Source organism: Dermacoccus sp. Tok2021 (assembly GCF_019895135.1).
In the GTDB taxonomy this organism is placed as follows: domain Bacteria; phylum Actinomycetota; class Actinomycetes; order Actinomycetales; family Dermatophilaceae; genus Dermacoccus; species Dermacoccus abyssi.
Window position 1 is genome coordinate 103,587 of record NZ_JAGTHU010000007.1, and the last position, 18,715, is coordinate 122,301.

17 protein-coding genes, 1 tRNA gene and 1 pseudogene are annotated in these 18,715 nt (G+C 69.7%); 9 read left to right on the forward strand and 10 right to left on the reverse strand.

Going from position 1 to position 18,715, the window contains the following annotated elements; genetic code table 11:
* Positions 1-7 precede the first annotated feature (7 nt).
* The 5 genes from K9D12_RS06090 to K9D12_RS06110 form a co-directional block, all read right to left on the reverse strand.
* Entirely contained in the window at positions 8-1,189 is a 1,182-nt protein-coding gene (locus K9D12_RS06090) for a hypothetical protein (protein ID WP_187036203.1), read from the reverse strand.
* 83 nt (positions 1,190-1,272) lie between these two features.
* Entirely contained in the window at positions 1,273-2,244 is a 972-nt protein-coding gene (locus tag K9D12_RS06095) for a WcbI family polysaccharide biosynthesis putative acetyltransferase (protein ID WP_223059714.1), read from the reverse strand.
* Positions 2,241-3,950, reverse strand: coding sequence for a PIG-L family deacetylase (locus tag K9D12_RS06100; protein WP_223059715.1), 1,710 nt, complete (start codon positions 3,948-3,950; stop codon positions 2,241-2,243). Before K9D12_RS06100 ends, K9D12_RS06095 begins: the two co-directional genes overlap by 4 nt.
* Positions 3,950-4,936: an acyl-CoA dehydrogenase family protein gene (locus tag K9D12_RS06105; RefSeq protein ID WP_225910979.1), complete on the reverse strand. Its 987-nt coding sequence runs from the start codon at positions 4,934-4,936 to the stop codon at positions 3,950-3,952. Before K9D12_RS06105 ends, K9D12_RS06100 begins: the two co-directional genes overlap by 1 nt.
* Entirely contained in the window at positions 4,933-7,014 is a 2,082-nt protein-coding gene (locus tag K9D12_RS06110) for a catalase (RefSeq protein WP_047310601.1), read from the reverse strand. Before K9D12_RS06110 ends, K9D12_RS06105 begins: the two co-directional genes overlap by 4 nt.
* Before the next feature lie 245 nt (positions 7,015-7,259).
* Between K9D12_RS06110 and K9D12_RS06115 the strand changes: the two genes are divergently transcribed.
* The 4 genes from K9D12_RS06115 (at position 7,260) to K9D12_RS06130 (ending at position 10,989) form a co-directional block, all read left to right on the forward strand.
* Positions 7,260-8,270, forward strand: a complete 1,011-nt coding sequence (locus tag K9D12_RS06115; protein ID WP_223059717.1) for an SDR family oxidoreductase — start codon at positions 7,260-7,262, stop codon at positions 8,268-8,270.
* Between the two features lie 78 nt (positions 8,271-8,348).
* A complete protein-coding gene (locus tag K9D12_RS06120; protein WP_006946673.1) occupies positions 8,349-8,843 on the forward strand; it encodes a pyridoxamine 5'-phosphate oxidase family protein in 495 nt (164 codons plus the stop codon).
* Positions 8,844-8,941: 98 nt separating this feature from the next.
* The gene (locus tag K9D12_RS06125) at positions 8,942-10,138 is read left to right on the forward strand and encodes a zinc-dependent alcohol dehydrogenase (RefSeq protein ID WP_129666514.1); all 1,197 of its coding nucleotides are present in this window, start codon (positions 8,942-8,944) and stop codon (positions 10,136-10,138) included.
* Between the two features lie 209 nt (positions 10,139-10,347).
* Positions 10,348-10,989 (forward strand): HEAT repeat domain-containing protein, encoded by a 642-nt coding sequence (locus tag K9D12_RS06130; protein WP_225910997.1) that lies wholly within the window; start codon positions 10,348-10,350, stop codon positions 10,987-10,989.
* Between the two features lie 489 nt (positions 10,990-11,478).
* Here K9D12_RS06130 and K9D12_RS06135 read toward each other — a convergent pair whose 3' ends face one another.
* A complete protein-coding gene (locus K9D12_RS06135; RefSeq protein ID WP_047310604.1) occupies positions 11,479-11,961 on the reverse strand; it encodes a hypothetical protein in 483 nt (160 codons plus the stop codon).
* A 149-nt stretch (positions 11,962-12,110) separates the two neighbouring features.
* Here K9D12_RS06135 and K9D12_RS06140 point away from each other — a divergent pair, with 149 nt between their 5' ends.
* From K9D12_RS06140 to K9D12_RS06150, 3 genes are all read left to right on the forward strand, one after another.
* Positions 12,111-12,806 carry a response regulator transcription factor gene (locus K9D12_RS06140; RefSeq protein ID WP_223059718.1) on the forward strand — a complete coding sequence of 232 codons (696 nt, stop codon included), beginning with the start codon at positions 12,111-12,113 and terminating at the stop codon, positions 12,804-12,806.
* A gap of 163 nt (positions 12,807-12,969) precedes the next feature.
* Entirely contained in the window at positions 12,970-14,400 is a 1,431-nt protein-coding gene (gene gntA, locus K9D12_RS06145; protein ID WP_223059719.1) for a guanitoxin biosynthesis heme-dependent pre-guanitoxin N-hydroxylase GntA, read from the forward strand.
* Entirely contained in the window at positions 14,393-15,061 is a 669-nt protein-coding gene (locus tag K9D12_RS06150; RefSeq protein WP_129666504.1) for a DUF1989 domain-containing protein, read from the forward strand. Before gntA ends, K9D12_RS06150 begins: the two co-directional genes overlap by 8 nt.
* Before the next feature lie 283 nt (positions 15,062-15,344).
* Here the strand turns inward: K9D12_RS06150 and K9D12_RS06155 are convergent, their stop codons facing one another.
* The 4 genes and pseudogenes from K9D12_RS06155 to K9D12_RS06170 all read right to left on the reverse strand — a co-directional run bounded on the left by K9D12_RS06155 (position 15,345) and on the right by K9D12_RS06170 (position 17,605).
* Complete coding sequence (locus tag K9D12_RS06155; RefSeq protein WP_223059720.1) at positions 15,345-15,740, reverse strand: hypothetical protein; 396 nt, start codon at positions 15,738-15,740, stop codon at positions 15,345-15,347.
* A gap of 171 nt (positions 15,741-15,911) precedes the next feature.
* On the reverse strand, positions 15,912-16,175 hold the full coding sequence (locus K9D12_RS15245) for a hypothetical protein (protein WP_370633463.1): 264 nt from the start codon (positions 16,173-16,175) through the stop codon (positions 15,912-15,914).
* Between the two features lie 362 nt (positions 16,176-16,537).
* A pseudogene (locus tag K9D12_RS06165) lies at positions 16,538-17,010 on the reverse strand (pirin family protein); the annotation flags it as partial.
* Between the two features lie 510 nt (positions 17,011-17,520).
* A tRNA-Ser gene (locus K9D12_RS06170) sits at positions 17,521-17,605 on the reverse strand.
* A 195-nt stretch (positions 17,606-17,800) separates the two neighbouring features.
* On the opposite strand from K9D12_RS06170, the gene K9D12_RS06175 reads away from it, so the two are divergent.
* Both K9D12_RS06175 and K9D12_RS06180 read left to right on the forward strand, forming a co-directional pair.
* Positions 17,801-18,175, forward strand: a complete 375-nt coding sequence (locus K9D12_RS06175) for a YtxH domain-containing protein (protein WP_052946805.1) — start codon at positions 17,801-17,803, stop codon at positions 18,173-18,175.
* A gap of 182 nt (positions 18,176-18,357) precedes the next feature.
* Positions 18,358-18,633, forward strand: a complete 276-nt coding sequence (locus K9D12_RS06180) for an HU family DNA-binding protein (protein ID WP_047310606.1) — start codon at positions 18,358-18,360, stop codon at positions 18,631-18,633.
* Positions 18,634-18,715: the final 82 nt, after the last annotated feature.

The window sequence follows — 18,715 nt, forward strand, 5'->3', positions numbered from 1 at the left end:
TTCGCGTTCACCCGACACCACCCAGGGGCGTCAGGTGCGCGGCGAGCAGTTCGCTCTGGCGACGCGCGGCGTCCGGCGTCGTGAGCAAGCCGGGATGCGACGGGTTCGTCACGGTCACCATCGGGTCGCTCAGCGCCGCCCGGGCGGCATCGACGAGCACATCGATCACACCATCACGATCGCCCGATTCGCCTGCACCAGTGGAAGCTTCGACGACCGCCACCGACCCGGGTGCCGTCGTCGACAGTTCGGCGACCCACGGCGTGGCCAGCGTGATCGGCCGGCGACCGGCGGCGATCCATCGGCCGATCGAACCCGACGCGGAGATGTGACGGTAGGCCGCGAGCGGCACGGCGATCGTCGCGATCGCGGCGTCCATCTCGTCCTCGCTCAGGTGCCCGAGAACGCGCAGTTCGATTCCGCGCGCGTTCGCGGCGCGGCGCAAGTCATCGACGAAGTCCTCGTGCCCCTCGACCACCGCGCCGAGCATGACGAGGTCGCGACCCAGCGCCGCGGCAACATCGAGCGCCAACTGCGGATCCTTGCCCGGATGGACGAACCCGAGGACGCCGACGGGCGCGTCATCCCCCAGGGCGAGCACCGCGTCGCCCGCCGCAGTTGCACTCGGTCGTGCATCGACCGGCAACGTGGCGACACCGACGCCAGCGACATCGGCGTCGCCGAAACCCCGAGCGGCGCTGTCAGCGTCACCGGCAGGCGCCGCGACGACGTCACCCAGCATCGCGCGCTCGGCCTCGCTGCACACCTGAACAGACGCGGCGGCCGCGACGATGCGCGCATACAGCGCAGCGCGACGTTCGTAGCGCGCCTGCCCCTCGGCGGGCTGCGGAATGTCGTGAAGCGTGACGTGCACGGGCCGTGCGGCGCCCTCGATCGCGCGCACCCCGGCTTCGATCGCCCGGTGGTCGGCGCCGAGCAGCGCGTCGGTGAGGTGAACATGCACGGGCCCGGCATCGTCCGCGAGGTACGCCGCGAGGTCACGCGCGCCGGTCCCCACGTCGAGCATCGACGTGCGGCGCGCACCGGCGAGAGCCGCCCCGTGGCGCGTCACCCCGTGCTCGGGCGGGCCGAGCAGGAGGTGGTCGACGGTTGCAGCCGCATCACCCGATGCAACGTGCGCGCTGCGGGGGTCCTCAGCGGCAGTGCTCGCCGGGCGCGTCGTCGTCATCCTCGTATTGTCATGTGCGACGGCGCTTCTCGTCATCTTGACGTCTGTCGGATGTTCGAACGCATCGCCGCTCGGTGCGGCGCTCACACGTCACCGTCCACGATCTCGAGCAACGTCGCATGTCGACGCACCGCGTCCGCGAGTGCCTGCGGGTGCTCGGCGTACCACGCGGCGTGGGCGGCGACGAGCTCGTCCTCGCCCACCGCCTGACCGCGCACCTGCCACACGCGGGCGACGTCGTCATCGCTCATCGGCACCTGCGCGAGCGCGGCGGCGCGCTCGTCCATCGGCGCGACGAGGGCGCCGAGCAGCGACCGGCCAGGGTCGTACTCGCGGGGTGCGCCGAGGTCGAGGGCGGCCGCGATGCGGTCGGCGACCTCGACGAGGACGTCGTTCGTCGGGTGGTTGATGACGTGGACGCTGCGCCGTCCAGGGCGCGTGAGGGCATCACGAATGTCGACGGCGCCGTGCGCCTCGATGCGCCGCGTCAGCTCGGCGAGGGATGCGTCGCGCAGGGCACCGACGGCGCGCTCGTCGAGCTGCGGCAGGTCGGCGCTCGTCACACGAGCCGCGTGGTCACCCGCTCGGCGGCACGCCGCGATGACGCGCAGATCGTGATACGGCACGATCGGCGGCTCGCCCGCGGGCGTGCGGACGATGACCTGCGCCGGGTGCAGCCCCGCCCACCGCATGACGGGCACGATCGTCGACCTGACGTGCGGCGCCGCCGTGAGCAGTTCTTCCGTGCCGACGGGCAGGCCGCGATACCCGGGGGCGACGGGTTGTGTGACGAGGTAGTGGGCCTGCGCGAGGGTGCGACGCAGGTGCGGCACGTCATCGGCGACCAGTTCGTGCGCCGGGACGAGGCGGATCGTGCGGATGCGATCGCCGTACCGACCGTCGAGAAGTACGCGCAGCGACTCCGCCTGGCAGTTGCCGTGGACGACGAGCACCGGGCGGCCCTCAGGATCGGCCGTCGGCACGGGGTCGGTGAGACCGTAGAACTCGCCGTAGTGCAGGTTGCGAGGCGTCGCCTCGACGGCAGGCACTGTCATGAGGCCTCTCCTTCGACTTCATCTCTGGCACTTTCGCCGCTGACGGCGCCAATGCCGCGCTCGCCGTCAGCCGACGAATGTGGACGAAAATCGCCGGTGTGGACAGGATTCGCCGATGTGGACGGGATTCGCAGGACGGCGCGGGTGTCGCGCGACACGGGGGTCGTTGCGGCGGTTGGGGCATCGCCGTTGCTCGGGCGAGCGACCACGATGGCGACGTCGTCGTCTTCGTAACGCGCGAGCGTCGGCCACACGAGGCGCACCTGCTCATCGACGAGACGCCCGTCGAGGGGGATGTCACGCGTCGGGTGCAGCCAGTTCGCCACGACGACGACACCGTCATCGCGCAGCAGTGCGTCGATGCCGGCGAGGGTCGCCAGCAGCGTCGCGCCGTCGAGGAAGTAGCCGATCTCGCTCAGCACGACGGTGTCGAACCGCTGCCCTTCGTCGGCGAGTTCATCGAGCACAGAAGGCAGTTCGGCGTGGCGCCAGTCGACGCCGTCGACGTCACGTCGACGAGCGCGCGCCAGCGCCTGGGCGCTCCCGTCGACCGCGACCACGTCGTCGGCGCGCTCGGCGAGCACCTGCGTCAGGGCGCCCGTGGAGCATCCGAGATCGAGCACCCGCCCGAGATGCTCGTCAGGCAGCATCGCCTCGATGAGGGCACGGCGACGCCGCTCGTACCAGCGCGTCTCGACACCCCACGGGTCGTCGCTGCCCTCGAACATCGCGTCGAAGGATGCCGCCGGCGTGCGTCCGTCATCGGACGAAGCGACGCGGGGCAGCGCGCCGTCGGGGTCGAAGAGTGTCTCGACGAGACGTTCGAAGTGGGCGAGGACGCCGGCGTCGAGCATCGCAGGCTCGGCTGCGGGGCGCGCGAACGTCCCGATCTGTGACGAGTACGCCGCGATGGCTGCGCGCTTGCGCTGGAGCGAGGCGACGTCGGGGACAGCGAGAACGCTGCTCTCCCAGACTGTTTCGGCGACCGACGATGGGTCGCCCCAGTGCCACCACCACAACGGATAGCTGACGCACGCCGCCCCGAGCTGCGCCGCGACGTCACGCGCCACGGCTCCGCACGTGTCGTGGTCGATGTGCGCGTCGGCCTCCGCCGGGGCGACGACGAGCACCCGCTCAGTTCCCGACCCACGCACCGGCGTCATCGACGGCGTCACCGTCGAGGTCACATCGGTGGCTGCGTCATCGCAGCCGACCGCTCTCGAGGGCGACTGGTCCGACACCGTGGATGCCTCCGCCGCAGTTACCCGCACGACGCGCTCCAGCGCAGCGGCCAGCTCGGCACGGTGGTCAGCGACGCGGCCGTCAGGTAGCGCAAGGCGCTCAACCCGCCCGAGCGCACCGCCGAGCAGCACACCGAGAGCGTCGTCGAACTCGCGACGACGGACTTCGCGGACGACCTCGAATGTCAATCCCGTTGCCGCAGAGTGCGATCCCTCGCCGTCGGTGACGAGGGCGACATCTACGGGCAACCCCGCGTCCGCGAGCATCGCCAAGAATGCGCCGACGGCGAGGGTCTCGTCGTCGGGGTGAGCCGCGACGACGACGACGCGGCTGTACCGGGCAGCGAGGGCTTCGACGTCGAGGTGGCCAAGCGACGCCCATGGCGTCCCTCGCAACCACGCGCGTTCGCTCGTGCCGGGCTCCCGCGACGACCACGAGGCCGGCGCGGCGGGCATCCCGCGCATCAGTGACGCTCCAGCGTGGCGGCGCCGATGGCGGCGAGGTCGCGTTCGGCGTGGTGCTGGCGCACATAGACGCCGAGGTCGGCAACGCGCCGCGCGTGGGTCTCGTCGCTCGTCAACGGGCCGGGGCCGAGCGCGTGGCCACAGGTCGTCAGCGCCTGCTCCACCGCATCGGCGACGACTGCTCGCACGCGCGACGACAACGCGAGACCCGCCGCACCGCAGGCGTTTCCACCGTCAATCGCGCGGGCTGCGTCCGCGAGCACCGCGTCGAACAGATACGCGATGACCTCGAACCGGCCCAGATGCATGAGCGCGATCTGATCGGGTTCACGCCGCCCCGCAGCCGCACGAACCGCTGTGACGAGGCCGTCCACACCGCCCGCCCAGACGGCGGCGACACCGATGCCACCCCACGCGAAACCGTCACGGCCGAGATAAAAACCTGGCTCCCCGACGGGCATCGCGGGCATCGCGTCGAATGTCAGCGACGTCGAACGGATCGCGACGAGCCCACGCGACACCCAAGGCTCCTCGGCGCCACGCACCCGCGCATCCGTGAGGTCGACGGCGAACAACCGCTGTCCTTCAGGCGTACCGGCCGTCACGAGCGCATGCGACAACTGCTCACCGAGCGAGCACCACGGCTTCACCCCGTCGAGCACCCAGCCGTCACCCTCGCGACGCGCGGCGAGGCCCGGCGCCCGCGCCGCGAACACACCCCAGGCGCCGTCCTCACCGCCGGGCAGCACGTCACCCGGCGCAACCCCCGCCTCGGCGAGGATCGCAAGCGCGTCGAGGTGCGGTTCGATGACGCGCGCCGTCGTCAGGTCGAAGGCGCCGAGCGATCGGAGCGTGTCGAGATACACCGCGCTGTCGCGGCCCAACGCCGCTGCGGCGGAAGCGAACTCACCGGCAGCGGCAAGCGCCGCCCCGATGTCCCCAGCAGGGATATCGGGGCGGCACAGCACGCGAGAGGGTTCGCTCAAGCGGAGAGCTCCCGCTTCCAGAAGCGCAGCGCACGGCACGTCTCCACGAAGCCCTTTGCGCCGGCCGCGTCGCTGACGTCGACGAACCCGTCGTCCTTCTTCGACGCCACACCCGCGGCTTCGATGAGACCCGACGCGTCCGGGCCGAGGGCCAGGAACTTGTTGTGCGCGACGGCGTCCGTCACGAAGTCACGAGCCTCGGCGACCTTGCCGAGCGTCGCCGCACCGTCAGCCGACGGCAGCAGCGCGACGGCGTCGAACAGCACCGACGGCGCACCGGCGATGGCGTGATCGGCGGCGAGCTTCTCACCGTTCGACAGCGTGACGCCACCGACGGCCTTCGCGACGATCTCGACGACCGTGCCCTCGGCCTCGGCGGCCGAACGCACCGCGGCGAGCAGGTCGGCGTCGGTTCCGTCGCTGACGACGACGCCGATCTTGCGGCCGGCGAAGCTGTCGGGTCCGTTCTTCACGATGCTCAGCGCGTTGGAGACGGGCAGGTCGTGACGCGGCGCCACCTTCGCGGGCGAGGCCTCCGGCAGCTCCATCGCGAGCTCGTCGGCGACGCGCTGCGCGAGCGACTCGTCGACGTTGCGCAGGTTGCCGAGCATGCGCGTGCGGATCTCGGGGATCTCGCACTTGCCGAGCTCGAACGCGAATGCGTCGACGATGTGCTTCTGCTCGACCTCCGTCTGGCTCTTCCAGAACTGGTTGGCCTGGCTGTAGTGGTCGGCGAACGACTCCGCACGCAGACGGCGCGCCTCACCCTCGACCTTCGTCGGGTACGTGTCCGGCTGGAACGTCGTCAGCGCACGCGGGCCACGGTCGTCACCCGAGAAACCGTTCGGCTCATAGTTGGCGCGGCCCCTCTGGTGCGCGAACTGCATGTGACCGTCACGCTGGAAGTGCGCGACGGGGCACTTCGGCGCGTTGACGGGCAGCTGCGTGTGGTTGGTCGAGCCGAGGCGCGACAGCTGCGTGTCGAGGTAGCTGAAGTTGCGGCCCTGCAGCAGCGGGTCGTTCGTGAAGTCGATGCCGGGCACGACGTTCTGCGTCATGAACGCGACCTGCTCCGTCTCGGAGAAGACGTTGTCGACGACGCGGTTGAGCGTCATCTTGCCGAGCGGGCGGATCGGGACGATCTCCTCGGGGATGATCTTCGTCGAGTCGAGCACGTCGAAGTCGAAGCTGTCGGCGAACGCGTCGTCGAACACCTGGACACCGAGCTCGTACTCGGGGAAGTCGCCGCTCTGGATCGCGTTCCACAGGTCACGACGGTGGAAGTCGGCGTCGGCGCCGTTGATCTTGACGGCCTCGTTCCAGACCACCGACTGCATGCCCTGCGCGGGCTTCCAATGGAACTTGACGAACGAGCTCTTGCCGTCGGCCGTCACGAAGCGGAAGGTGTGGACACCGAAGCCCTCCATGAAGCGGAAGCTGCGCGGAATCGCGCGGTCGCTCATCGCCCACAGGGCCATGTGCGTCGACTCGGGCATGAGGGAGATGAAGTCCCAGAACGTGTCGTGCGCGCTCGCCGCCTGCGGCCAACCGCGGTCCTGCTCCTCCTTGACCGAGTGCACGAGGTCGGGGAACTTGATCGCGTCCTGGATGAAGAAGACGGGGATGTTGTTGCCGACGAGGTCCCAGTTGCCCTCCTCGGTGTAGAACTTCGTCGCGAAGCCACGGACGTCGCGCGCGAGGTCGGCGGAGCCCATGTTGCCGGCGACCGTCGAGAAACGAACGAACGTCTCCGTCTGACGGCCCTTCTTGCCGAACAGGTAGGCGGCCGTGAGGTCGCTGTGGTCGTCGTAGCTCTCGAACACGCCGTGCGCGCCGTAGCCGCGGGCATGGACGACACGCTCCGGGATGCGCTCGTGGTCGAAGTGCATGATCTTGTCGCGGAACGCGGCGTCCTGCAGCAGCGACGGGCCGCGGTCGCCCGCACGCAGCTGGTTCTGGTCGTCGGTCATCGGAATACCCTGCGACGTCGTCATGGCGTTGCCACCGCTCACCCCCTGGTGCAGCTCGTCCCCGGTGCCGCGCGTGTCGGGGCTCGTGGTGCGCTCGTTGTCGCTCATGGCTCTCCTCATGCTGGTGGTCGTTCGATCATGGCCTCTCGACCCTATGTCGGAGAGTAAGGCCACCGCCCCCCTCTCACCACGCCCCTACGGATGTGGACGAAAATCGCAGATGTGGACAAGAATCGCAGGGAGGCCCAGGGCGCTGACGGGACATGAGCCGCCGGGCACCCGTGTGGGTGACGACTCGGTGTGAGAGGCGAAACCCATGGGAAAAATTAGGGATCGACTCTAGGGTGAAACTCATGGAGACGTCGCGCAGCCAGTCGGATCACCCGGTCAGTTTGCCGAGCCAGAATGCATCGGCTTCGTCAGAGAAGCCCTTGGCACTCGTCGCGGGAGCCTCGCGCGGGCTGGGTTTTCTCGTCGCCACCGCCCTCGCCGACGCCGGGCACCGCGTCGTCCTCGCATCTCGCTCCGCGGACGCGCTGACGAAGGCCGCCGACACGCTTGTCTCCCACGGCCACGCGCGCAGTGCCGTCTCGACGATCGTCATGGACGTGAGCGATCGCGACGGGGTGGCTCGAGCCGTCGCCCAGGTCGAGGGCGAGCACGGCCCGATCGACGTCGCCATCCACGTCGCCGGTGTCATAGAGGTCGGCCCGGCCGAGAACACGACGCACGAGCACATCGAAGGCGCGATGAGCATCATGGCGTGGGGGCCGATCAACCTCTCCGACGCCGTCATCCCCGGCATGCGCGAACGCGGGCGCGGGCGCTTCGGCGTCGTCACCTCCATCGGCGGCCTGCTGAGCGCACCGCACCTGCTCGCGTACTCGACGGCGAAGTTCGCGGCCATCGGCTACACCGAGGGCCTCGCCGCGTCGCTCGCCGGCACGGGTGTGAGCGCCACCGTCATCGCCCCGGGGTTGATGCGCACCGGCTCGCACACGGCCGCACAGTTCTACGGCAACGCGCAGGCCGAATACGCGTGGTTTGCGCCCGCCGCGTCGCTGCCGTTCGTCAGCATGGACGCCACGAAGGCCGCGCGACGCATGGTCGACGGCGTCCTCGCCGGCAAGCCGTACGTCATCCTCACGCCCGCCGCGAAGCTCGGCGCGCGCGTCCACGGCGTCATGCCGGGTGTGACGACGCGCGTCATGGGCCTCGTCGGGCGTGCGCTGCCCGGGCCCGTTCCCGGTGCGACGACGCCTGTCCCCGGATCCAAGCTCGCACCTAGGGCCGGACGATTCGTCAAGCTCCTCACGACCCTCGGTGATCGCGCGTCGCGCAGCAACCTCGAACCCGAGGGTTGAGCGGCCCCGGGTCGCGCCACCCGAAGATTTGAACCCAACCACCCGACCATCCGAGGCCCCCGACGAAAGGTACGCACCATGTCTGCTGGAACCCCGAAGTCCGACATCTCGCAGGAGCAGGTCGTCGAGATCATGCGTGGTGAGCGCTTCGTCATGCTCACCTCGATCGCAGTAGACGGGGCCCTGCACAGCCACCCGATGACGCCGCAGGAGGTGACGGACGACGCCGACGTGTGGTTCTTCGTCGGCCTCGGCACCGAGCAGGCGCAGGCGCTGCAGAGCAACCCGCAGGTCAACCTGTCGTTCGCGCACCTCGGTTCGTGGCTGTCCGTCGCGGGACGCGTCGAGTTCGTCGACGACCGCGCTAAGATCGACGAGCTGTGGGGCGACGACGTCGCCGCTTGGTACGACGGCGGCAAGGACGACCCGGACCTCGGTCTCGTCCGCGTCGTCAGCGAGTCCGCGCAGTTCTGGGGCCAGCCCGGAGGCAAGGCCTCCGCGCTCGCGAGCATTGTCAAGGCGCGCGTCAGCGGCGAGCGTCCGAAGGGCCAGAGCGCCACGACCGAGCTGTGACGAACCCGGGAGCCGAACCGACGCGCGGCGGCTCCCGGCGCCACGCTCCCCACCACCCGATCGCCGCACGTCGCGGTGATCCTCTCGAGGAGAAACTGATGCGAGCACTCACCTGGCAGGGCCAGGGCAAGGTCTCGGTCGAGCAGGTCGCCGACCCGAGCATCCAGGAGCCCACCGACGCGATCGTGCGCGTCACCTCGACCGCGATCTGCGGTTCGGACATGCACCTCTACACCGTCCTCGCGCCGTTCCTGACGAAGGGCGACATCCTCGGCCACGAGTTCATGGGCATCGTCGAGGAGGTCGGCTCGGGCGTCACGAACCTCAAGCCCGGCGACCGCGTCGTCGTGCCGTTCAACATCTCCTGCGGCCACTGCTGGATGTGCAGCCGAGGCTTGTTCGCGCAGTGCGAGACGACGCAGAACGTCGACCAGGGCACCGGCGCGAGCCTGTTCGGCTTCACGAGCCTGTATGGTGCGGTGCCCGGCGGCCAGGCGGACTACGTCCGCGTGCCGCACGCCGATTTCGGCCCCATCAAGGTGCCTGAGGCCGGCGAGGACGAGCGCTACCTCTACCTGTCCGACATCCTGCCGACCGCGTGGCAGGGCGTGCAATGGGCGAACGTGCGCCCCGGCGACACGCTCGCCGTCATGGGTGCCGGCCCCGTCGGTCAGCTCGCCGTCGCGAGCGCGCAGTACCTGGGGATCGAGGACGTCATCGTCGTTGACCGCGTGCCGGAGCGCCTCGAGCGCATGAAGGCCCGCGGCGCCCGCACAATCAACCTCGACGACCTCGACGGCTCGCAGGTCAGCGCCGTCGGCGACGCGGTGCGCGACCTGACGGACGGGCGCGGTGCGGACGGCGTCGTCGAGGCCGTCGGCATGGAGGCACACGGCAACCCGGTTGCCGCTGCGGGCCTGTCGGCCGTGAGCAAGCTGCCGTCGGCGATCTCGGAGCCGCTCGCGAAGAATGCCGGCATCGACCGTCTCGCCGCGCTGCACGCCGCGATCGACAGCGTCCGCCGCGGCGGCACCGTCTCCGTCTCCGGTGTCTACGGCGGCGCGCTCGACCCGATGCCGATGATGCAGATGTTCGACAAGGGCATCGCGATGCGCATGGGCCAGTGCCACGTCAAGCAGTGGACCGGCGAGCTGCGAGACGTGCTCGTCGACGCCGACCCGTTCGGCGTCGAGCAACTCGCGACTCACCGCGTCGGGCTCGACGAGGCGGCGACGATGTACGACGTGTTCCAGAAGAAGCAGGACGGCTGCCAGAAGGTCGTCCTCAAGCCCTGACGCACTGACGGCCTGGGATCGGGTCGGCGTCCACCGAGACGCTGGGCCACCCGGCCGCCCGGCCACCACAGGCTGGCGGGTAACTCACTGGTAGGCGCGCGGTTAGGCGCCGACCTGTGAGTTACCCGCCATCGTGCGTTCTACGTCCAGGCGGCGCCGCCTGGAGTGCTGCGCGGAATAGTGCGGGCGCGACGGGCGCTGCAGTGAGCATGACGCCCGAGCAGTACGCCGCGAACATCGCCCGCGCCCTCGACGTGCAGGATCAGTCGGTGCGGTTGCAGGCCGCGATGGCGGCGGGCACACATCCGCATCCCGATCTGTTGGAGACGCTCGTGCGTCGCTGCGGCGTCGAGCCCGACTTCTTCGTCCGCGAGACCCTCGCCTGGGCGCTGACGCGCCTGCCGGCTGACGACGTCCTGCCGCGCGTTCAGCGCGAGCTGGCGTCGAAGAACATCCAGGCGCGCACGCAGGCGTTGCACGTGCTGTCGAAGGTCGGCGACGAGCGCGCATGGCCCTGGATCACGCCCGAGTTCCTGCACGACGCCGACGACGATCTCGCCCGCACCGCCTGGCGCGCGGCCGCCGCGCTGGCCCCGGAGAGTCAACATGGCTCTCTCGCTGACGAATTGGTCAAGGAGTTCGGCCGTGGTGACGCCGGCACGCAGATGGCGTTGAGCGTCGCATTGCTTGGTCTCGGCGACGCCGCCGTCCCAGCGGTCACGTCGGCAATCCGGAGCCAAGACGCGGCCGTCACCGAACATGCTCGCGCGACCGACCTGCTGCGCACCCGCCCCGAGCTCGCGTTCGACGGCGCCGTCGAGGAAGCCAAGCGCATCGTCGCGATGGGTTGAGCGCGTCGGCCCCGCCCCCGGCCATGCGACGGGAGAGCGGGTAACTCACGGGTAGGCACGCAACGACGCGCCGACCCGTGAGTCACCCGCCATCCCATCGACGAAGGTGACGCAGCGGCCGCCCCATCCCCCAGAGCTTGCAATCACAACGCCGGGGGCCGCTCAGCACCAGGCCGGCCTGTCGCCGTCGGTGCGGTGCCTCGCCGTCGATGACATTGCACAGCAGGGTGCTGATGAACTTCACCTCGAATGTCGCGGCGGCATGCAGTGTAGTGAGCGCCACACGTGAATGATCCTTGTTCTTTTTGGCCCGTAGGTGGCGCCCCTGAAGGCGCCTCGGGAGGGACGCCACACATGGCGGTCACCACCGACCAACCTGGACAGCTGGGGTCAGGCCGCGTCAGGGCGATCAGGCAAGGCGAGGCGCCCGAGCGGTCCAGCGGGGCGACTCGTCCGACGGCTCACCAGCGGAGCGCAGCGAATGTCAGTTCAGCGCAGCGTCGCGGCCGCTTCGGCGTGGGCGGCGACGAGGCGTTCGAGCTGGCTGTCAGCGCGCACGATGAGGTCGTCGAGTTCGGCGACGTCGATGCGCGCATCGTCGGTCGCGAGCACGCGCAGGCCCTCCCAGCCGGCCCGCTTGCCACGAACGGCCGACAGCAGCGCCTCGAGTTCGAGCACGTCGCTCAGCGGGGAGCGGCGCACGAAGCGGCCGTTGAGTTTCACGCGGCTGACGGTCTCGCCGACGCTCAGCGCGAGCTGCGCGAGCCGCGCCTCACCCACCCCGAGCGCGTCGGCCATGACGCGCAGGCGTGCGCGGTCCTCGGCGATCTCCCGCGTCAGCGTCGCGAGCACCTTCCGCGTGCGCGCCGAACTCTGCGAGCGCGACGCGCGCTCGAACAGGTCGAGCCCACCCTTCGATGCGGCCCAGTGATGAGCGACGTAGCTGGTGACGAACTTGTCGCGCGATTCCATGATCGACCTCCTGCAGGTCTGCGAGAACGGGTGCCACCGTCAGCCTAGGAGGTCACCGTGCGCGCGACCAGCCCCACGCAACACGGTCGATGTCGGAATTTCGTCATGGTTAATTTCCTTGTGTCGCAACATGTTGGCAAGGTATCCGCATGTCGTCCCACCCGAGCACCGATGGAGCCGCACACCTCCGTCTGGCGACGGGTGAGGAGTCGAGGGGCGCGCCCGCACCCCGCGCATTGCGCGTCACCCTCGTCGACGACGACGCCCTCGTCATGGCCGGTTTTCAGGCACTCCTCTCGCCCTACACTGCACGCGTCGAGGCGACGTGCAGCCGCGGCGTACCCACCGAACTCACCGACGTCGCGCTCTTCGACTGCTTCGCCGCCCCCGAGCCGGGGTGGGCGACGCTGGCGCGCCTGCGCGACACAGCCACCGTCACGCGCCTCGTCGTCTACACCAACGACCCTCCGCAGGCGCACGTCGGCGCGCTCACCGACTTCGGCGTCGCGGGCATACTGACGAAGCACGCGACGGCCGACGAGCTCGTCACCGCACTCGAACGCGTCGCCCGCGGCGAGCGCATCGTCGACCCCGCGTTCCCCGTCGAGCTGGGTGACGACTGGTGGCCCGGGCGCGCCGAGGGGCTCACCGAGCGAGAGGCGCAGGCCGTCACGCTCATCTGCCGCGGCCTGCCCAACGGCGCGATCGCGAACGAACTCAACGTCTCCCTCAACACGCTCAAGAGCTACATCCGCTCCGCCTACCGCACCATGGGCGTCGCCTCCCGCAGCGAGGCGGTGCTGTGGGGCGTCGCGCGCGGACTGCACGTCGACGGCCGGTCCTGACGCGCTCACCACTTTCCAGCATGGCGCCGCGCACCGGCGGTCCATCAGGCAGCCGACGCTTCACCTCCTTGCGGGTGTGGCGCGAAACACGGTGAGCGACAACACTTTTCATCACCACCGACACCTCACGACCCTTGATCGTCGGATCGCTCGAAGGAGAGCTGTGCCCCGCCTCACGGTCGCCGTCGTCGCACGTAGCGAGCTGTTCGGATGCGGCGCGATGGCGGCTCTCGACGCGTTCGGCGTCGCGACACGCCTCGTGCTCGTGCGTGGCCCGGGCCTGCGCGCCGATTTCGCGCTCGATGCCGACGTCGCCGTGCTCGAGTGGAACGAACCCAACCGCAACGCCTGGGATCAACTGCGCGCGCTGCACGCCGCGAACCCGACGACGAAGCTGCTCGTGTCGTCGCTGCACACCGACGATGCCGCCATCAGCCGGCTCCTCGCGCGCGGCGCGTCGGGAGTCGTCGGACGGTCGGCGAGCGCCGCCGATCTGCGCGCCGGGGTCGATGACGTGGTCGCGGGTCGAATCGTCCGCCCCGCGGTGCTTCGACCCTCCCCCACGGACGCGCGGCCGACCGTCCCCTCCGACGGGCTGACCGCACGTCAGGCGCAGATCGTCGATCTCATCTGCTCGGGCATGCCGAACGCGCAGATCGCCGAGCGCCTGCACCTGAGCGTCAACAGCATCGAGTCACACATCAGAGGCGCCTACCGCGCGATGGACGTGCAGACGCGCCCTCAAGCCGTGTTGTGGGGTCTGGCGCGCGGCTACGGTGGTCATGTGTCTGACGATCACTGGCCGCCAGCCGCGGCCCCCACCTCATCATCCGGCTCGTCGACCCACCCAACCGATGACGACGAGTCGCAGGCCCGTGACCTCGCCGACTGGCTCGCCGAACAAGCCGACGCGGGCCTCGAGGGCGCGGACGAGGCAGCCATCCGCGACGTCATCGGCGCGATGATCGAGCACCCTCGGTTTCCGTGCCTCGGAGCGCGTTCGGCGCTGAAACGCGACGGCGCGCTCGTCCGCGTCTTCGACGACATGACCGATGACGCGTGTCTCTCAACGCTCAGCGCTGAGCTGGCTGACTTCGCCGCGATCGAGCGTGGCCCGCGCGAGTTCGGCTCGTTCATCGCCGTCTTCCGTCGCCCGCGGGCGGGTGACGAGCGGGAGTTCGAGAACCTCCTGTGGGGCATGCTGCAGCGATTGCACGATCGTGACGACGCGCCGTGGGCCGAGCGCGTGTCACCCGACACGACGTCACCACACTTCAGTTTCAGCCTCGGCGGCGTGCCGTTCTTCCTCGTCGGGTTGCATCCGCGGGCCTCGCGCATCGCGCGCCGTGCTCCGCTGACGACGGTCGTGTTCAACCTGCACGATCAGTTCGAGCAGCTGCGAGCTGACGGCGGCTTCGACCGGATGCGCGACGCGATCCGCCGCCGCGATGCTGCGTTGCAGGGTTCGATCAATCCGGTCGTCACCGATCATGGACGCTCGTCGGAGGCGCGTCAGTACTCTGGGCGGCACGTGGAGGACGACTGGCGTGCCCCGTTCACCGCGCACCCTTCGAAGGAGAATTCTGATGACTGACCCGCGACGCCCGCGCTCCCCCCACCCGCCGACGCCGCGGCCGCCGTACGCGGGCGGCCCCGAAGCTCCCGCCGACGGTTGGTCGCGCATCGCCCCGCAGACGGGGGTGCTCGTGCCGCTGGCGGCCGGCCAGGTGCTCGAGGTCGTCGACCCGTGCGGTGAGCAGGTGAGCGACTTCTACGCCGTCATGCAGGGCGACATCGCCGAGTGCTTCTCGGCGGGGCGCACCGTCGACTACAACAACACGTTGTACCCATCGACGGGGCACCGGTTGTGGAGCAACCGCAGCAGCGTCATGGCGACGATCGTCGCGGACTCGGTGGGCATCCACGACATGACGGTGACGCCGTGCAGCCAGCAGACGTTCGACATCCTCTACCCCGAGTTCGACGGCGCCCCGCACCCGAGTTGCTTCGCGAACCTGTGCGGCGCGCTCGAACCCGTCGGCGTCGCGCCCGACCACATCGGCACGACGCTCAACATCTTCATGGACGTGTGGACGAGCCCCGACGGTGAACTGCACATCGACCCGCCGCCGACGCAGGCGGGTGACGTCTTCGCCATCCGCGCCGAAGCCGACCTGTTCGTCGGGCTGACGGCCTGCTCGGCCGAGAAATCGAACGCCGGCGTCTGCAAACCCATCGACTACCGGGTGCGCTGAGGCGCTGACGTCGCACCGGCCCGGTCAGCGAAAGTGGTGAAACAGGCGGCCGTTCAGGCCCCGTCGGGGCTCAGGCGCTCCGAGCAGAATGAGCATCGAGATGGCCCATGGTGTGTCACGACCACGCGAAATAGCGCGCGTTCATGACGCAACATCCTTGGGTGGGGAGGCGTTGTGCGCCGACACTGCGCTCCGATGGTCAGGAGAACGTGACGCCCGACCCCGCCCATTTGGTGCCGTCCTTGATAAAGGACGCGACGTTGAGCGTCACGGTTGTCGTGCCCTAGCCGTCGACAGTCACGAGGTCACTGAGCGACACGGGGGCCGGGTTGGCGCTGCTCGTGCCGGAGGAGTTCGTGAGTGAGATGCCGATGTACGTGTTGCAGTCCTGGGCTGTTGAACTGGCAGGACCACTGCAGCCGCCGTTCGGCGTGCCGGCAGTACCGGAGCCCGCGACGCCGGTGCCGCCCGTCAACGCGTAGCTCTTGCCGTTCGTCAGGTTCATCGTGCCACCGGCGCTCGTGTTGAACGCGAAGAACGCCGACGCAGGCAGCGGACGGCCCTTGATGATCTGCGAACACGGGTTCGCCGCCATTGCCGGAGCCGCGCTAGCGACGGCAATGGCGGGGATGCTCCAGGCGGCGCCCCGAGCGACGGCGCGGCGGGTGGGGTGCGACATGTGTCCTCCAGCGGGCGGTCGAGGCGTATCTTGAGTTAACTCAAGATGACGCATTCCTGGCTCGCCCCCTGCGCAACGGAGTGCCACGCCCTGTGATGTACGACGCAACCGCCCCTTCGTGCGTACTCGACAGGGCGGCCGTCATGCCCCCGAGCGCCCCGTCGTCACGCGTCAGCGCAGGTTCGTCGGCAGCTCCTCGAGCAGGCGCAGCCGGAGCTCCGACGACGTCGGGTAGCTCGGCACCGCGTGCCGAAGGACGCCGATCGGCACCTGGCCGACGATGGCGACCGTCGCCGCGTGGACGAGTTCGGCCGTCTGGTGGCCGACGAACGTCGCGCCGAGCAGGCACCCGGTCGCACGGTCGACGACGATCTTGGCGCTCCCCACACCGTCGTCACGCAGCAGAGCCGTGCCCGCGGCGCTCGCGAACGGCACCGCGACGGTGACGACGTCATGCCCCGCTTCGCGCGCCTGAGCCTCGCTTTAGCCGACCGCCGCGACCTGCGGGTCCGTGAACAACGACCTGAGGGACGGGAACGTCACGCGGCGGCGGCGTCTCGTGCGCGCCGGCGAGTCGGGCGCCGAGCACGCGCGCCTCGTACTTGCCCATGCGTGTCAGCGGCGCGCCGCCGCCGGCGTCACCGATGGCGTGCAGCCAGGTCGGCAGGCGCCCGGCGCGCAGGTCGTCCGCGTTGACGCCGACCGCGTCGAGACCGATGTCGTCGAGGCGCGGGCGACGGCCGGTGGCGAGCAGGAGTTCGTCGGCGACGATCCGCTCGCTGCCCGATTCATCCGCTCGCTAACGGCACGCACTCGGGCGCGTGATGCTCGAACGCGCGGGCGCCGTCGCGGGTCACGTCGGGCAGTGCCACCCAGAGCTGGACGCCGTGCAGCGTCTCGGTGCCGGGCGTCGAGACCTCGGAGTGGACGATGCCGCGGCCGCTCGTCATGAGGTTGACCTCGCCGGGCGGATGGCGGCGTGCGCGCCACCAGAATCATGGTGTTCGATGGCGCCCTCGAACAACCTCGAGACCGTCTGCAGCCCGGTGTGGGGGTGCGGCGGCACGTCCATGCCGCCGCCGCGTTCCGGGCCGTAGTGGTCGACGAAGCACCACGCCCCGACGAACGAGCGGTCGCGGTGCGGCAGGGTGCGTCGCACCTCGAGGGCACGTAGCCCGCCGAGCGGAACCTGGCGGGGTGAGAGAACCTGAACGACGCCCTCGACGGGGCGTTCTGCGGTGGGCGCCTCGTTCGCCTGGGCGACGATCACACCTGCAGGGTCGAGTCCACCGGCGGCCCTGACGTCGGCGTCGGCGCCTGACGTGCGGGCACCGGCGTCGCGGGTAGTGGTCCGACGAGCGCCGTCGCGTGGGTATGGCGGGTGGGTGTTGTCGTGAACACCGTCGCCCTGGATGCCGGACGGTTAGGCGCCGGCGCCAGCGTGATGCGTGGTGTTGGTGCGGGCGCCTGTGTCCTGGGTGTCGTCGAGCATTTCAGCGGTCCCTGATGTCGACCGTTAGCGCCGACGAATGGGGCCCTCATGCCACCCAAGCACCCACGGTGTGCAGGAGCAACAGTCGGCCGATCGTTGTGGACGAAAATCGCAGTTGGGTCGCTCTGCACCGTTAGGAGGGAGGGCGTGGGAACCGTCGCGCCGCGCGGGCTCGCTACCGCTCACTCGCGCGTCGCCCCTCCCAAATCCCCAACCTGTCATGCCGCAGAGAGGTAGGACCCCCGCCGGGCGACTTCATCGCTGATCCGGCGGGGTCCTACTCATCTGCGGAGGGCGTGGGATTTGAACCCACGGTTGGTTTCCCAACTCCGGTTTTCAAGACCGGTGCACTCGGCCACTATGCGAGCCCTCCTCGTCGCTGCACCAACCGCGAACACCACGGGCAACGACCCGTCGAGCGCATCGTCGTCGACGCTCCCAGCAGGGCCGAACCCAGGCGTCGCACGGCAACCGCGCAACGAGAAACCATCGTAAGGCACTGGCGCGCCAACGCAGATTGGGTAGGCTCGACGGCAAGTTGTCCGTTCACATGACATGGAGCCACATCATGGGCAAGATCTCCTTCCTCGCCGGCGGCGTCGTCGGCTACGTCCTCGGCACCCGCGCCGGGGAGAAGCGCTACGAGCAGATCAAGAAGCAGGCCGACAAGGCCTGGCAGAACCCGGCGGTCCAGGAGAAGGTCACCGCCGCAACCGAGCAGGTCAAGACGAAGGCCCCCGCCGTCGCTGCTGCCGTCGGCCAAAAGGCTGCCGACGCAGGCAAGAACGCGGGCCAGGCTGCTGCCGCCAAGGCGGGCGACGCCAAGGACGCCGTCGCGAACCGCGGCGACAAGGACCTGCCGGAGACCATCCACCGCGGCGAGGACGGCGAACTCCACGCCGACACGAGCGGTTTCGGCCCGGGTGGCGAGAAGCTTCCCTGACCTTTCGGGTCGTACGCCCAAATTCCGACTGCGACGCGTCGTGAAGCACTCCGAGCCGGTCTTTCACCCCTTCGGGCGCGACATTTCGCGGCGCATCGCGTAGATTCGCAGACAACGCAGCCTAACGCGGGGCCTTCGGGGCACCGTTCTGGCTGCGACAGGTTAGAGAAGAGGATTCATCCATGAACCGCAGTGATCTTGCCAGCACCATCGCCCAGCGCACCGGCGTCAGCGTCAAGGACGCCTCCGCGGTCATCGCCGGCCTGAATGACGTCATCATCGAGGCCGTCGGCCGCGGCGAGAAGATCCAGCTCCCGGGTCTGCTCACGATCGAGCGCGTCGAGCGCGCCGCCCGCACGGGCCGCAACCCGCAGACGGGCGCCGAGATCGAGATCCCGGCCGGCTACGCCGCCAAGGTCACGGCAGGCTCCAAGCTCAAGGCTGCTGCCAAGGGCTGACCCAACGCCTGACACACGAAGGGCCCCCCCCCCCCCCGCGCGGGGCCCGAGGGATGGGCGCACGGGGGGCCCGGCGCTGTAC

Excerpts from the sequence above, each read along its gene's own strand:
- K9D12_RS06175 (WP_052946805.1), top strand. The coding sequence starts at position 17,801 with ATGGGCAAGATCTCCTTCCTCGCCGGCGGCGTCGTCGGCTACGTCCTC.
- K9D12_RS06110 (WP_047310601.1), bottom strand. The coding sequence starts at position 7,014 with ATGAGCGACAACGAGCGCACCACGAGCCCCGACACGCGCGGCACCGGG.
- K9D12_RS06130 (WP_225910997.1), top strand. The coding sequence starts at position 10,348 with ATGACGCCCGAGCAGTACGCCGCGAACATCGCCCGCGCCCTCGACGTG.
- K9D12_RS06150 (WP_129666504.1), top strand. The coding sequence starts at position 14,393 with ATGACTGACCCGCGACGCCCGCGCTCCCCCCACCCGCCGACGCCGCGG.
- K9D12_RS06100 (WP_223059715.1), bottom strand. The coding sequence starts at position 3,950 with ATGCGCGGGATGCCCGCCGCGCCGGCCTCGTGGTCGTCGCGGGAGCCC.
- K9D12_RS06155 (WP_223059720.1), bottom strand. The coding sequence starts at position 15,740 with ATGTCGCACCCCACCCGCCGCGCCGTCGCTCGGGGCGCCGCCTGGAGC.
- K9D12_RS06180 (WP_047310606.1), top strand. The coding sequence starts at position 18,358 with ATGAACCGCAGTGATCTTGCCAGCACCATCGCCCAGCGCACCGGCGTC.
- K9D12_RS06090 (WP_187036203.1), bottom strand. The coding sequence starts at position 1,189 with ATGACGACGACGCGCCCGGCGAGCACTGCCGCTGAGGACCCCCGCAGC.
- K9D12_RS06140 (WP_223059718.1), top strand. The coding sequence starts at position 12,111 with ATGTCGTCCCACCCGAGCACCGATGGAGCCGCACACCTCCGTCTGGCG.
- K9D12_RS06095 (WP_223059714.1), bottom strand. The coding sequence starts at position 2,244 with ATGACAGTGCCTGCCGTCGAGGCGACGCCTCGCAACCTGCACTACGGC.
- K9D12_RS06115 (WP_223059717.1), top strand. The coding sequence starts at position 7,260 with ATGGAGACGTCGCGCAGCCAGTCGGATCACCCGGTCAGTTTGCCGAGC.
- K9D12_RS06125 (WP_129666514.1), top strand. The coding sequence starts at position 8,942 with ATGCGAGCACTCACCTGGCAGGGCCAGGGCAAGGTCTCGGTCGAGCAG.
- K9D12_RS06135 (WP_047310604.1), bottom strand. The coding sequence starts at position 11,961 with ATGGAATCGCGCGACAAGTTCGTCACCAGCTACGTCGCTCATCACTGG.
- K9D12_RS06120 (WP_006946673.1), top strand. The coding sequence starts at position 8,349 with ATGTCTGCTGGAACCCCGAAGTCCGACATCTCGCAGGAGCAGGTCGTC.